The 14,476-nt window shown below is 61.2% G+C and carries 13 protein-coding genes; 5 read left to right on the top strand and 8 right to left on the bottom strand.

Annotation, left to right across the window (positions count from 1 at the left end):
• The first annotated feature begins 153 nt into the window (after window positions 1-153).
• Both mapR and FGE05_RS04365 read left to right on the top strand, forming a co-directional pair.
• Entirely contained in the window at window positions 154-1,566 is a 1,413-nt protein-coding gene (mapR, locus tag FGE05_RS04370) for a GntR family transcriptional regulator MpaR (protein ID WP_139641867.1), read from the top strand.
• Window positions 1,567-1,676: 110 nt separating this feature from the next.
• Entirely contained in the window at window positions 1,677-2,093 is a 417-nt protein-coding gene (locus tag FGE05_RS04365) for a hypothetical protein (RefSeq protein ID WP_139641866.1), read from the top strand.
• Between the two features lie 130 nt (window positions 2,094-2,223).
• Here the strand turns inward: FGE05_RS04365 and FGE05_RS04360 are convergent, their stop codons facing one another.
• Window positions 2,224-2,970 carry an SDR family oxidoreductase gene (locus tag FGE05_RS04360; RefSeq protein WP_139641864.1) on the bottom strand — a complete coding sequence of 249 codons (747 nt, stop codon included), beginning with the start codon at window positions 2,968-2,970 and terminating at the stop codon, window positions 2,224-2,226.
• Window positions 2,971-3,022: 52 nt separating this feature from the next.
• On the bottom strand, window positions 3,023-3,916 hold the full coding sequence (locus tag FGE05_RS04355; protein WP_139641862.1) for a Dyp-type peroxidase: 894 nt from the start codon (window positions 3,914-3,916) through the stop codon (window positions 3,023-3,025).
• A gap of 284 nt (window positions 3,917-4,200) precedes the next feature.
• Here FGE05_RS04355 and ampC point away from each other — a divergent pair, with 284 nt between their 5' ends.
• Window positions 4,201-5,349, top strand: a complete 1,149-nt coding sequence (gene ampC, locus FGE05_RS04350; protein WP_139641860.1) for a class C beta-lactamase — start codon at window positions 4,201-4,203, stop codon at window positions 5,347-5,349.
• A gap of 145 nt (window positions 5,350-5,494) precedes the next feature.
• Here ampC and FGE05_RS04345 read toward each other — a convergent pair whose 3' ends face one another.
• The 3 genes from FGE05_RS04345 to FGE05_RS04335 all read right to left on the bottom strand — a co-directional run bounded on the left by FGE05_RS04345 (window position 5,495) and on the right by FGE05_RS04335 (window position 7,922).
• Window positions 5,495-6,043 carry a DUF4174 domain-containing protein gene (locus FGE05_RS04345; protein WP_139641858.1) on the bottom strand — a complete coding sequence of 183 codons (549 nt, stop codon included), beginning with the start codon at window positions 6,041-6,043 and terminating at the stop codon, window positions 5,495-5,497.
• 302 nt (window positions 6,044-6,345) lie between these two features.
• Window positions 6,346-7,131 (bottom strand): sulfite exporter TauE/SafE family protein, encoded by a 786-nt coding sequence (locus tag FGE05_RS04340; RefSeq protein ID WP_139641857.1) that lies wholly within the window; start codon window positions 7,129-7,131, stop codon window positions 6,346-6,348.
• Between the two features lie 110 nt (window positions 7,132-7,241).
• Window positions 7,242-7,922 (bottom strand): hypothetical protein, encoded by a 681-nt coding sequence (locus FGE05_RS04335; RefSeq protein WP_241801798.1) that lies wholly within the window; start codon window positions 7,920-7,922, stop codon window positions 7,242-7,244.
• 366 nt (window positions 7,923-8,288) lie between these two features.
• Here FGE05_RS04335 and FGE05_RS04330 point away from each other — a divergent pair, with 366 nt between their 5' ends.
• Both FGE05_RS04330 and FGE05_RS04320 read left to right on the top strand, forming a co-directional pair.
• On the top strand, window positions 8,289-9,440 hold the full coding sequence (locus FGE05_RS04330; RefSeq protein ID WP_139641853.1) for an aldose epimerase family protein: 1,152 nt from the start codon (window positions 8,289-8,291) through the stop codon (window positions 9,438-9,440).
• 213 nt (window positions 9,441-9,653) lie between these two features.
• The gene (locus FGE05_RS04320; protein ID WP_139641849.1) at window positions 9,654-10,475 is read left to right on the top strand and encodes an aldo/keto reductase; all 822 of its coding nucleotides are present in this window, start codon (window positions 9,654-9,656) and stop codon (window positions 10,473-10,475) included.
• Between the two features lie 24 nt (window positions 10,476-10,499).
• On the opposite strand, the gene FGE05_RS04315 is transcribed toward FGE05_RS04320, so the two are convergent.
• The 3 genes from FGE05_RS04315 to gcvA all read right to left on the bottom strand — a co-directional run bounded on the left by FGE05_RS04315 (window position 10,500) and on the right by gcvA (window position 14,446).
• Complete coding sequence (locus FGE05_RS04315) at window positions 10,500-11,732, bottom strand: MFS transporter (protein ID WP_139641847.1); 1,233 nt, start codon at window positions 11,730-11,732, stop codon at window positions 10,500-10,502.
• Between the two features lie 291 nt (window positions 11,733-12,023).
• A complete protein-coding gene (locus FGE05_RS04310; RefSeq protein ID WP_139641845.1) occupies window positions 12,024-13,346 on the bottom strand; it encodes a tetratricopeptide repeat protein in 1,323 nt (440 codons plus the stop codon).
• Between the two features lie 188 nt (window positions 13,347-13,534).
• Entirely contained in the window at window positions 13,535-14,446 is a 912-nt protein-coding gene (gene gcvA, locus FGE05_RS04305; RefSeq protein ID WP_139641843.1) for a transcriptional regulator GcvA, read from the bottom strand.
• Window positions 14,447-14,476 lie beyond the last annotated feature (30 nt).

The raw sequence follows: 14,476 nt of genomic DNA, 5'->3' as shown, positions 1-14,476 counted from the left end.
CCTTAAGATGCAGAGCTGTTTTTTTGTGGGAGCGAGCCTGCTCGCGATGAGGCCCGCACAGTCAACCTTGATGTGCCTGACACTCCGCTATCGCGAGCAGGCTCGCTCCCACAGTTGATGCGCAACCTGAACCGTGGATGACTGGACCCGTAAATGAAACGCTACGAGAAATTCGCCGACGACATCGCGGAGCTGATCCGCTCCGGCATGCTGGGGCCGGGACAGCGCGTGCCGTCGGTGCGCTATGCCAGCCAGACCTACGGCGTCAGCCCGTCCACGGTGTTCCAGGCGTATTACCTGTTGGAACGCCGCGGTCTGATCCGGGCCCGGCCGCGTTCCGGCTACTTCGTCAACAACCATGCGCCAAGGCCATTTTCCGAGCCGGTCATCAGTAGTCAGGTGCACGAATCCACCGAGGTCGACGTCAGCGAACTGGTGTTCTCGGTGCTGAATTCAATGAAGGATCCGGGCACCGTGCCCTTCGGGTCGGCATTCCCCAGCCCGACGCTGTTCCCGCTGCAACGGCTGTCCCGCTCACTGTCCAGCGCCACGCGGGATATGGACCCGCGGGTGGTGGTCACTGATATGTCGCCGGGCAACCCGCAGTTGCGCCGACAGATCGCCCTTCGCTACATGGTCGGCGGTCTGATGCTGCCCATGGAGGAACTGCTGGTCACCAACGGCGCCCTGGAAGCCTTGAACCTGTGCCTGCAAGCCGTGACCGAGCCCGGCGACCTGGTGGCCATCGAAGCACCGGCCTTCTATGCCAGCCTGCAGGTGCTGGAACGGCTCAAGCTCAAGGCCGTGGAAATTCCCGTGCACCCGCGCGATGGCATCGACTTGGATGTACTGGAACAAACCCTGGAACGCCATCCGATCAAGGCATGCTGGTGCATGACCAGTTTCCAGAACCCCATGGGTGCGACCATGCCCGAGGAACGGAAGCAGGCGCTGGTGGCGTTGTTGCGCCGCCACCAGGTGCCACTGATCGAGGATGATGTGTACGCCGAACTCTATTACGGCCAGCAGGCTCCGAAGCCGGCCAAGGCGTTCGACACCGAAGGGTTGGTGATGCACTGTGGATCATTTGCCAAGAGCCTGGCACCGGGTTACCGCATCGGCTGGGTTGCCGCCGGCCGCTATGCGCAGAAAATCGAGCGCCTGAAACTCATGACGTCACTGTGCGCCTCGATGCCGGCCCAGGCCGCCATTGCCGACTACCTGCAGCACGGCGGCTACGACCGTCACCTGCGCAAATTGCGCTACGCCCTCGAAGAACAGCAAAGCGCCATGCTCGCCGCCATCGCCCGCTACTTCCCGGCCCAGACCCGCGTCAGCCACCCGGCCGGGGGGTATTTCCTGTGGCTGGAGCTGCCAGAAAAGATGGACTCGCTGAAACTGTTCCAGATGGCCCTGATCCAGGGCATCAGCATCGCCCCGGGGCCGATCTTTTCACCGACCCGTCGGTTCAGGAACTGTATTCGCTTGAACTACGGCAGCCCTTGGACCGACGCATCGGAAAAGGCCATGGAGACGTTGGGGCGGATTATCCGGCAAATCGGTTGAGCATCACCTGTCAACTATGACAGTAGCACCCTCCTCAGAAACGACTTAGCGTACAGATTGCTAACCGAATGAGCGCCACGAGTTAGCTAAATCTATCTAAGGAGATAATCATGGATTATGTTCAAGATTTCGAAAAAGGCCAAGACGACTGGAGATTTACCCAGGGTCCCGGAGAGATCGTAAAGGAACAGGACGGTAATCATTACATCACCGGTGGTGAATATGTGACTGATTACAACTTGTTCAAGGACTTCGACTTGCAATTCGCGCGTGATATTCCAGTGACGATTAAATTCAAAATCAAAATACCCAAGAACGTAGTCCTTATATATTTGAGTTGTGGCTTTAGTAATAACCTCATGCCACTGGAAATACCTGCAAGCGATGACAAATGGCATGAGTGCGAAACAACACTGCCACCTCCTCCACAATCCGAACCTGCTTCATTTCGTATATGGGCGTACAACCCCCCGGAAGCCCCTCCACGTGGAGTAGGGTTCGATGATATTGCAATCACTCAGCAATAATCGATGAAATTGGAAGGGACTGTTCGTCGTGCTACAGGAGATTTGTAGATTCGGGCATCATCACGAGCAAGCTCGTATTCATAGGTGGAGCGAGCTTGCTCGCAATGAGACCGGAACAAAAAACCAGAGCTCAACGCCCCCCACCCAAATCCACAAACGTCCCGGTCGCATACGAAGCCTTGTCCGACAACAGCCAGATAATCGCTTCGGCCACTTCGTCCGGGCGGCCGCCCCGGGCCATGGGGATTGCCGATTCCAGCTTGCTGACCCGCTCCGGGTCACCGCTGAGGGCATGGAAATCGGTGTAGATGTAGCCCGGGCGAACCGCATTGACGCGGATGCCCTCGCCAGCCACTTCCTTGGACAGGCCGATGGTGAAGGTGTCCAGCGCGCCCTTGGAGGCAGCATAGTCGACGTATTCGTTCGGCGACCCCAGGCGGGCGGCCACCGATGACACGTTGACGATACTGCCACCCTGCCCGCCATGCCGGGGCGACATGCGCAGCACCGCATGCTTGGCGCAGAGAATCGGCCCCAGCACGTTGGTCTTCAGGATCTTGAGAATGCGGAACTCGGACATCTCATCGAGCCGGGACTTGTGAGCGACCGTACCGGCGTTGTTCACCAGCGCCGTGACGCGCCCCAGCTCTGCATCCACCCGGTCGAACAGGCCGACCACCTCATCCTCGATGCTCACGTCGGCACGCACGGCAATGGCCTGTGCGCCTTTGGCACGGATCTGCGCCAGCACGTCCTGCGCGGCGTTTTCATCGGACTGGTAGTTGATGCAGATCCGATACCCCAGCTCGGCAGCCAATAATGCCGTGGCCGCGCCGATACCACGGCCACCACCAGTGATCACGATGACTTTATCCACGCTGCTTCCCCTGTTTTACGGTAGACGCCAGGGGCCAAGAATAGCGTTCACGTCACGCTTTTGCACAACCCTCGGCCAGGACCCGCAGGTCCAGGCGCCCGTCCAGCAACGGCGGGCACCAGTAGTAGCCGCCGGTAATCGGCCGACTCATGCGGTACAAGCCATCGGTGATGCCATCTTCAAGACCGCTCATGCGCCGCAGTTGCGCCTCGAAAGCGTCGAGGGAGAAACCGAACGCGAGGAACATCAGGCCGGCCCGATCCCCCTCGATCCACGGCATGGAGCGGCGCACGACGAAGGCTTCTGGCGCGAAGCTTTCCTGGGCGGTGCGTTTGACGTGGGCCGATTCCGGCGCATCGTCGAGCTCTTCGTTGTCGCTCAGCCGCCGGCCCATGATGTTGTCGCGCTCGTGGGGTTGCAGGGCCGCAAAGCCGTCCAGATCGTGCTGCCACTGCTGGATCGCCGCGAAACTGCCACCTCGCAGCCCGTCGGCGCCCTGTGCCAGGGCCGCGGCGATGGCGGCTTCGTCATGCGGGTTCTCGGTGCCGTCTTCGTAACCCGTCAGATCGTGGCCGGTCATGTGGCGGAAGGTTTCGTTCATTTGCACCAGGCGCAACGCCGGTGCCAGCGCCGCCTCGATGGCGCGGCTGCGGTGCAGCAGTTCGCCACGGTCTTCGCCGTGCAGCCAGCACCACAATGCGTGCTGGGTCGAAGGATTGTCCACGCCCACGCCCGCCAGGGCAGGAAACGCCCGCAAGCCTTCGATCTGCGCGCCCAGCGCCTGGACCAGCGACTCGCCAAGACCGATCACCTCACGACCGTCCAGTTGCAGCACCAACCTGTCGATCGCAGCCGGCAGCGCCTCGACCGATTCCAGGGCGAAAAACAAGTGACGAGCCTGAGGCGGAACAGGGGTGGCGAGAATGCCGGGCTGGTAGTAACTCATGTGAACTCCTTTAGAAAGAGCACAAGTCTACCCGGCGGCCATGGATTTGTGGTGGTTTGCCAATGGGTAACCCACCTGTGCGACCCAGGCTTTTTGTAGGATCCCTCTTTAGCCTCCGTCGGATCGCTCGGAACCTGCCCTGAAGCGCAAGACCTTGGGTTGCCTGGTGGCCGAAAACTTCCTAGAGTGCGCTCCAAAGCGTGCACCCCAACAGTGCACTGAGCCGTCAAGGCTGCCGGCCGCAGAGCGGCTGAACTCTCGCCATTTCATGGAGAACGGTCCACATGCGAATAACCCGATCGATACTCGCAGGCACCTTTTTGCTGGGGTATGGAATGATGCCGGGCTTTGCCCAGGATCGCCTCGAAGACACCGTCAATGCGGTTATCGAACCCTTGATGAAACGACAGGACATCGCCGGCATGGCCGTGGCGATCACGCTGGACGGCCAGCCTCGTTATTTCAATTACGGAGTGGCCTCCAGGGAGACAAAACAGCCTGTCACCGACCAGACGCTCTTTGAAATAGGCTCGATCAGCAAGACCTTCACCGCGACCCTCGGTGCCTATGCCCAGGCCCAGGGCAAGCTGTCGCTGTCGGATCCGGCCGGTCGCTATGCCCCCGAGTTGCACGGCGGCGCCCTGGAGCGCATCAGCCTGCTCAATCTCGCCACCTATACCGCCGGTGGATTGCCGTTGCAGTTTCCCGACACCGCGGACCACCCCGACCGGATGTTTGGCTACTACAAGACCTGGAAACCGCTTTACCCGGCCGGTACCCAACGGCTCTATTCGAACCCGAGCATCGGCCTGTTCGGCTATCTGGCCGCCCGCAGCCTGGACCGCCCCTTCGATGAGGCGATGGAACAGACGCTGATGCCGGGCCTGGGTCTCAAGCACAGTTACCTGCGGGTGCCGGCGTCAGAGTCAGGTCGGTATGCCCAAGGCTACGCGAAGGACGGCAAGCCAGTCCGAGTTGGTCCCGGGGCATTGGACTCCGAGGCCTACGGCGTGAAAACCAGCGCCTCGGACCTGATCCGTTTCGTCCAGGTCAACCTGCGCCCGAAAAAGCTGGCCCCCGACCTGCAACAAGCCATCGCCACCACCCATACCGGGTTCTATCAGGTCGGTGGCATGACCCAAGGGCTGGGCTGGGAGTTCTACCCTTATCCGGTGACGGTCAGCGAACTGCTGGCTGGCAATTCGGCGGACGTTGCCATGAAGCCGAACAAGGTCGAACCTCTCGATCCGCCCCAGCCTGCCCCGGACAACGCCTGGATCAACAAGACCGGATCCACCGGTGGCTTCGGCGCCTATGCGGCTTTCGTGCCTGGCAAGAACATCGGAATCGTGATGTTGGCGAACAAGAACTACCCCAACGAGGAACGGGTGAAGGCCGCGCACCGGATCCTGACGGCGTTGGAAGAGCGATAAGGCGGAGGTAGTTGCAGGGACACATTGTGGGAGCAAAGCTTGCTCGCGATAACAGGCACCGCGATTCCGCTGAAGAACGTATCGCCCTCATCGCGGGCAAGCCTTGCTCCCACAACTGCCGCCAGGGAAGTCATCCCCTTGAAAATCAATCATCCAACGGCTTCGGCGCAGCCGCAGGCTTGGCTGCTTTGCCGGGTTTCGCGCCCTTCGCATCCTTGGCCGGTGCAACTTCAGGCGCGGGAGGTGGCGCGGGCGGCGTTGCTTCTTTTTCTGCCGCGGGCAGCTTGTCGACGGTGTCGAAGAGTTCCTTCAGTTCGATTGCCCCGGAATGCTCAAGCTTCTTTTCCCCATCCTTGCCCACCAGAATGATCTTGGTCTGGGCACCGGCTCCCAACTTGAGTGAACGGATCAGCGCCATGGTGCTCTGAGGGTCCAGATCCTTGCCGTCGCGCTGCCCGATGGTATTGAGCACGGTGTAGAGCACCATGTTGCGCTCGGAAAAACCCTGCTTGCCCGCCGGCTCATCCAGGGCTTTTTTCAAGCTGACCCACGCAGGATCCACGGTGCTAGGCGCAATGACGACCAGGGAGCGGTATCTACCCGCCTCCGCCACGAGGGGCGAGTCACCATCAGCGGCGAACAGGGGGCCGGCGATGGCCAGCAAGGTTGCCAAGGTCAACGACCGAATGAGCATGCGCCTCTCCTTTTGATATTCACGCTGTACTGATTGCACAGGGCGGCAATTGTTCCGCGAGAGAGTCGCCCAATGCTGCGCCAGCCTGCCATGAAGCTTAGGTCAGCGGGGTCATTGCGCAACCGTGGTGCGGGAGGGAGTCAGTCGACGCAGAGGCAGACACGGACTACTGTGGGAGCGAGCCTGCTCGCGATGACGGTGTGTCAGTCGACATCAATGCTGATTGACCCACCGCTATCGCGAGCAGGCTCGCTCCCACAGGGTCTTGTGGAATTCCTGAGAGCTGTGTGCGGCCACAGCAATCAGAACGCCAATTTGAACCCGATCATCGCCAGCATCACCGCCAGGCACGGGCGCAGCAGTTCGTCGGAGATGCGTCCCGACAAGTGACTGCCCAGGTAGATACCCGGCAACGAGCCAACCAGCAAATAGCCGAGGATGTGCCAGTCCATGTTGCCCATGCTCGCATGGCCCAGGCCGGCAACGAGGGTCAGCGGTACGGCGTGGGCGATTTCGGTGCCAACCAGGCGCTTGGTGACCAGGAACGGGTAGAGAATGAACAAGGCAACGGTGCCCAGGGCGCCAGCGCCAATGGAGGTCAACGCGACCATTGTGCCCAGCACCAGGCCGGTAACGACCGTCAGCACATTGAGTCGCGTGCCGGAGGGATTGTAATGACCGCCAGCGCGATCATGGGCGAATTGCAGCAGGCGCTTCTTGAACAGGATTGCCAGGGCGGTGGCAAACAGCACAAAGCCCAGGGCCTGCTTGATGACGGCGTTCATGGCATCCGGCGAACTGTGCAGGCTGCTGAGAAACCACAGCGTCAGCCCGACCGCCGGCACACTGCCCAGGGTCAGCCAACCGGTGATTGCCCAATCGATATTGCGATTTCTGGCATGCACCAGCACGCCACCGGATTTGGTAATGGCCGCGTACAGCAGGTCCGTACCCACGGCAGTCGCAGGGTTGATACCAAACCACAACAGAATGGGAGTCATCAGCGAACCGCCGCCGACGCCGGTCATTCCGACGATGAAGCCGACCACCAGGCCCGCTACGACTAAACCGACATTACCGAAATCCATCAAACCCGTCTCAGCATAACCGCGTGGAAAATCTCGCCGCGAGCATAGCGATTTTTCTTATAACCGCCCTATAACGTTGTGATCTATCTTTATGCCTTTTCTTCCAAGACCTACTGAACTGGCAAGAAGTTGAGAAACAGCAGGCTCTGAGCGTAGTTCAGCCCGATCCGTCGGTAACGCTCATCCAGCATCTGCGTCAGCAGGTCCAGCCGTGCGACGATTTTCCCGAACTCCACAGCGAAACTCAGGTTGCTGCCCTCCTCCGAGATCTCGTTGGAAAACAGCAGCAGGTTGCCGTCCTTATCCTGTCGCTGGCTGAGTATCCAGGTGGCTTTTTCGATGTTGCGCGCCGCGTTACTGACAAAACGCGGGTCGATGGTGTCGGTCATGTAGAACTCGAGCCGGTTGCCATGGGCCGTCACTAGCATGCTGCCGATGGCATAGATGAAGGCACCGACCCGATCGCCAAGAAACTCCGGGCTCATGGCGTAGCTCAGGGCCGCCAGGTCCTTCTTGCCGCCCAAGGTCGGTAGGGGTTGCTGCTGTTCGATGGCCATGCGCACCTGTTTTTCCGCGATGCGGGCGTCGAGGAAGCCGGATTTGCGCAGTTCCTGGGGATTGCGCAGGTAAAGCTTGCTCATCAACAGGTAGAGGCTTTGCAGGTTGTCGTGCATCGATAACGTGGCCATGCGATCGACACTGGTCTGCAAGAACTCCTGGGGTCGGGCATTGCTGAACTGAGTGACCATGTCCTGACCCTGCTGGTGGCTGCAACCACTATTGAGCAGCATCAACACCCCTGCCAGCAGCGCTGGACAGCAACGTCGTAACACTTTCAGACAGTAGGAAACACCAGTCATTGAATCTCGATCAGGACATGGGGAAGCGGTGGGGAGTCGCCGCTTGCTGGCCATGGATAGAGCGGCAAAAAGCCCAAAAGTGCAGTGCTGCGTGTGGAACCTGACGTTTGGGTAAGACTCGCCTCGCTTAATTAGTATTACTTTTTAATTGAAAAATTTCGATTTATGGCTATAAATCCCTTCTCAACCCTTAAATAGATAGACTACTGAACAGAAAAACCTTCACCGCTGTCCGACCAAGTAACCGACTCGACCCGCGTTCAAAACAACAACAAACCACAGGAAGGAAGGTCTACCATGCTTGAATCCAGACATCTGCTCACGGCCCTCGGAGTGTCTCTGATGATCGCCACCTCTGCCTCCCAGGCCGCCGGCCTGACCAATGAACGCACTGCGTTCGGCAAGACCGACGACGGCACCGCGGTGGAAAAATATGTGCTGCGCAACAGTCACGGCATGGAGGCCACGGTCATCACTTACGGCGGGATTCTCCAGTCCTTGATCGTGCCGGACAAACACGGCAAGGCCGCCGACGTGGTGCTCGGTTTCGATGATGTCCAGGGCTACCAGAAGAACGGCAACGTGTACTTCGGCGCGACCATCGGCCGCTTCGGTAATCGCCTGGCCGACGGTGCATTCGAACTGGACGGCAAGCGCTACCAGGTTCCCCAGAATGACCACGGCAACTCCTTGCACGGCGGACCGCAAGGGTTCGACAAACGCGTCTGGAAAGCCGAGCCCCATAACGGCAAGGACTCGGTGGGCGTGACCCTGACCTACCTGTCGGCGGACGGTGAGATGGGCTTCCCGGGTGCATTGAAGACCGATGTCACCTACAGCCTCACCGAACAGAACGAGTTGCGCATCGACTACAAGGCCACCACCGACAAACCCACGGTGCTGAACCTGACCAACCACAGCTATTTCAACCTTGCAGGTGCCGGTAACGGCGATATCCTGAAACAGGTCGCCACCCTGTACGCCACTCACTACACCCCTGTGACCGCCAAGCTCATTCCCACCGGCGAACTGGCGCCCGTGGCCGGCACCCCCATGGATTTCACCAAACCCACCGCCTTCGGTACCCACATCAAGGCCGACCATCCACAACTCAAATTCGCCGAACCTAAGCAAGGTGGCTTCGATTTCAACTGGGTCCTGGACACCCAGGGTGACGTGAAGAAACCGGCCGCCGATGTCTACGATCCGCAGTCGGGGCGCCGCTTGCAGCTCTACACCACCGAACCCGGTGTGCAGCTCTACACCAGCAACTTCCTCGATGGCACCATCAAGGGCAAGCATGGCAAGGTCTATCCGCACTGGGGCGCGTTCACCCTGGAGACCCAGCATTTCCCCGACTCGCCAAACCAGCCGACATTCCCCTCCACCCGGCTTGATCCAGGCCAGACCTACACCCAGACCATGGTGTTGAAGTTCTCCGCGAAATAACCCTCTGATCGCTCCCACATTAGCCGCCAGGAGTGTGGGAGCGAGCCTGCTCGCGATGACGGTGTATCCGTCGACATCCATGCCGATTGCCCCACCGCTATCGCGAGCAGGCTCGCTCCCACAGGGAACGGCGCAGGCCTCCCGTCGATCGAGCTGAACACTTGGTCTATCCTGCTGCCACACGTCTGATGTTCAAGTACATAGGAGACAGGCATGAAGACTCTGGAGTTGGCCGGCGTGTCCGTACCCGTGATCGGTCAGGGCACCTGGCACATGGGTGAGGAACCGTCCGCCCACAAGAAAGAAGTAGCCGCCCTGCGTCTGGGCATCGAACTGGGCATGACCCTGATCGACACGGCGGAAATGTACGCCGAAGGCGGTGCCGAGGCCGTCGTGGGCGAAGCGATCACCGGCCTGCGGGACCAGGTGTTCCTGGTCAGCAAGGTCTACCCCCACAACGCCAGCCGCAAAGGCATCCCACTGGCATGCGAACGCAGCCTGCGGCGACTCGACACCGACTACATCGACCTGTACCTGCTGCACTGGCGCGGCCAATACCCGCTGGAAGAAACCGTCGAAGCCTTCGAACGACTGCGCGAAGAAGGCAAGATCGGCCGCTGGGGTGTATCGAACTTTGATGTGGAAGACCTGGAAGAACTGGCTTCGCCGGCCTGTGCCACCAACCAGGTGCTGTACAACCTGCAGGAGCGAGGCATCGAATTCGACCTGCTGCCCTGGTGCCAGCAACACGCCATGCCGCTCATGGCCTATTGTCCGGTCGGCCAGGGTGGGCGTCTGCTCAAGGACCACACCCTGCGGCAAATCGCCGAGCGCCACGGCGCGACGCCGGCGCAGATCGCACTGGCCTGGCTGTTGCGCCAGGACAAGGTCATCGCCATCCCCAAGGCCGTACAACCGGAACATGTGCGCTTGAACGCCGAAGCGGCGAACCTGCAATTGGCGCCCCAGGACCTGGCCGCCCTGGACCTGATCTTTCCGCAGCCCCAGGGCAAGCAGCGATTGGCAATGGTGTGACGACCACCCCGCCAGGCCGAAGCATCATGCCTGGCGGGAGGAAAGGATGAATCCGGTGACACCCAGTACCGGACCCGGTACCAGTAACCACAGCGCGTCGATACCGATGCGCTCGAACAGCCAGCTGGTGACGGCAATCGAGACAACGGTGATGGCAAAGCCGATGCTGTTCTGGATGGCCAGGGCGCTGCCGACCGCGTCGCGCGGGCAGGCCTGGGCCGCAAGCGCGGAGAACTGCGGCGAGTCGGCTACCACCGATGCGCCCCAGACCCCCAGCAACGCCAACAGGGCCCACACCGGCAAATAGCCCGCACAAAGGACAAACAACAGTCCGCAGGTCCCCGACAGGCTCAACGCTCCCAGCGCCACCTTGGCGCTGCCTGTGCGTTGGGACAATAGGCCACCCAGGATCGACCCCACCGCCCCCACCGCCATGATGCAGAACGACAGGCCCGCCACACCCAAGGCAGGGAAGGAAGACGCCAACCCGGTACGGCTCACGATCAACGGCACCAGCGTCCAGAACGCGTAGAGCTCCCACATGTGACCGAAGTAGCCCAGGGTTGCCGCCCGAAAGCGACTGATCCTGAAGGCACCGAGGATCGCTCCTGCTCGCTGGGTCTTGACGGCGCCAGGGACGGAGCCGGCACGGGCGTGAGGCCCCTCGCCCAATACGCCGATCAGGACCGCACCAGCGAGCGCCAGCACCGAGGAAGCGGTGATGATGGCCTGCCACGGCCAATCCGCACCCACCATCCGCAAGGCGTGGGGCAGCGCGGTGCCCAGGGTCAACATTGCCACCAGTTGAGCCAGGGCCAGGCCGGTGCGCTCCGGCGCCCACCCCACGATCAGCTTCATGCCCATGGGATAGATACCGGCCAACGTGATTCCCACACCGAAACGCAATATGCCACCGCTCAGCAACCCTTCCGCCAACCAGGCAAAACCGAGGTTGAACAGCGCGCCGGCGATGGCGCTGCAGACGAACAAGGTACTCGCGCGAAAGCGGTCGGCAACACCGCTGAGCGACAGGCTCAACGTGCCGAGAATGAAGCCCAGTTGCACAGCGTTGGTCAACCAGCCGATGTCGGTGGAGGTGGCGCTCCAGGCGCGCATCAGTTCTTCGGCGGTACTGTTGGCACTGAACCACAGCGAGGTGCCAAACAGCTGGGCGATGGCAATCGTCGCCACGGGCCCCATCGAACGGATGAGCAGACCACGCAAACCTGAAGACGTGATGGCTACGGAGAGATTCATGTTCAGGTCACCAGGCCGCAAAATGGATGAATGAAAGGTTCACACTGCATCCCTTGTGGGAGCGAGCCTGCTCGCGATGGCGGCTTCGCATTCAACATATCTTCACGCTGACCCACCGCTTTCGCGAGCAGGCTCGCTCCCACAGGGGAATGGTGCCGGCCGCGGGGGGTGTGCCCACTGAAGATCCAGTGTGGGAGCGAGCCTGCTCGCGATGGCGCTCTGTCAGTCACGTTTGTACCGACTGAATGACCGCCATCGCGAGCAGGCTCGCTCCCACAGGGATTGCACCGTTCAGGCTGCGGCAAGCCCGGCCAGCCAGCGGCTGTCCCGTGGCGATGGCCGGCGATGCAAGCGCCGGTTTAGCAGAACCCTGGCCTTCTTCACCTCGCCGGCTCGTATCAGCGCCACCAGCAACGTGTCCTGGACGATTTCCCGTTGGGCGCCACTGCCACCGATGCGCACGACATCCCGGCCCACTGGCTCGAGCAGCTTCGCACAATCAGCATAGCGTCCCTGGGCGAACGCCTGCACGGCGTGACAAAGGGTCGGGGCCACCGGCCCTGCCCGCAGGTGGCCGTGCCGGACCTGCTCACTCAGCACGTTGGCACGCTGTTCGAGGGCATGCTCGTCGCCCGTGACGGCCGCAAGAATAGCCATGTGGAAATCGGCGAAGGGAAAGCCGGGCTGCTGGAAGTGATTGGACGCATAGCGGGCCGCCTCGTCCCACAGGCCAGCCGGCACTTCGTGTCCGTAGGCCTGCAGACGCCACAGGAACGAAGCGCTGTCGCTGACCACATTGATCGGTACCCCGGCGGACACCGAGGGCGCCACCTGTTCGGTATAGAGGCCGAGTGCGGTTTCGGTATCGCCGCGCTCCAATGCCACCAGTGCGCCGTGCCAGGCGATATGACCGTGCAGGATGCCGCTGCGGTCGTAGCCGGGCAACCAGTCCCGGATGATCCCGGCCGCTTCGTCGTTGGCGCCGGACTCATGGAGCACATGGGCCACAGCATGCACCGCGTTGACGTTATTGCGCCGCAGTTCCAGCGCCCGTTGGGTCAGTTCACGGCCGAGGGCGACCTCACCGTTCTCGCCATGGGCCCAGCCGCGATAGGTGAGAAACCACCAGTCGTTTTCCGGAAAGTGACGGGCATGCCGTTCGCACAGCTCCACCCGGGCCTGGTCATGGTCAGCCATGCCGGAGAATGCGAACAGCCCGAACGCACCCAGCGGCAGGGACAGGATCACGGTATCCAGGGGCCAGCGGTCCGCGTGCTGCAAGGCACCGGCCAGGGCTTTGGTCGGCTGGCCATCGATGGCGAACCGGAGCACCTGCACATGGCTTCGCTCGCGCTCGGTGCCATTGGCCTGCGCCAGCTCCATCGCCCTGGCGATCCTGGCCTTGGCTTCGCGGGTTTCGGCGCGCACCGCGTGCAAGCGGGCACGGGCGGCATGGGCCAGGGCGAAATCCGGATCGACTGAGATGGCCGCCTCAAGGGTTTCAGCTGCGCCGGGCCATAGGGAAAGCAGCAGGTCCACACCACTGCGATAATATTCGGCGGCGACGTCAGACGTGGTCGAAAGGGGCAGGCTGTAACGGTCGAGGCAGGCCATTGGCTGCAAGGCTCCTGAGTGTTCCGGTTCAAACGAATGAGGAACATTAGACGTCAAACACGGCCGGCCGGCTTTCGACGAGCCGCCACGTGATGTAGAACAGAAGCCAGTCATGCCGCCAACCTGAATAAAAACCCAGGCCCCATGAAAATGCCTCGGGATGCTTGAACGGAGAGCTGGCTCGATCGCTATTTGGCGGCGGTCTCGAACAACCAATCGCGAAAAGCCTTCAACCTGGGCAGGCTCGAACACCCTGGTCGATAGACCACGTAATAGGCCAGGGGCGACTCGAACCTTATCTGCGGGAACAGCCTGACCAGTCGCCCCGCCGCCAGGTCATCGCGAGCCATGACACTGCGAGCCAGGGCCACTCCCTGCCCGTCAATAGCCGCCTGCAAGACTGCCGCCGAGTTATTGATCTTCATCCCACGTGAGGTCGCCACACCGGAAAGGCCCAATTTCTCGACCCACGCCGCCCACGTTGGGAAATCCATATGGCTGTCCATGGACAGGTCATGAATGAGGGTTTCCCGGGCAAGGTCGTCCGGCGCCTGCAGGCGCGCAGCACCCTCCAGCAGTTTGGGCGAACAGACGGGATAGACCTCCTCATCCATCAACTTTTCCGCGACCAGGCCAGGCCAGCTTCCCGGCCCGTACCGCACACCGATGTCGATCCGTTGGGCGAGGAAATCCACGGTCCGCAGATTCGTGTCCAGGCGCACATCCATGTCGGGCCAGGCGGCATGAAAACTTTCGATGCGCGGCAACAGCCATTTGGCGGCGAACGCGGGGCTGACCGTGACCGTGAGCACACCGCCATTCGATTCTTCCTTGAGCCTTTCCAGGCCTAGCGTGAGCCTGTCGAAACCGGCCCGAATATCAGGTAACGCATGTTCGGCTGCCTCCGTCGCCACGAGCCTGACCCGCCCGCTGGACGCCCGGTGAAAGAGCGGCGTGCCCAGCCAATCCTCCAGGGAGCGCACCAACTGACCGACAGCGGCAGGGGTGACGTTGAGTTCGGCGGCAGCAGCCGAAAAGCTCTGATGACGGGCACTGGCCTCGAAGGCACGCAAGGCATTGAGGTGGACGGGCATCTTCATGTCGATAAACTTTTTCTTTCTCGGAAGGAC

Source organism: Pseudomonas sp. ICMP22404, assembly GCF_006227205.1.
In the GTDB taxonomy this organism is placed as follows: Bacteria; Pseudomonadota; Gammaproteobacteria; order Pseudomonadales; family Pseudomonadaceae; genus Aquipseudomonas.
This window is presented reverse-complemented; position numbering and strand designations above follow the sequence as displayed.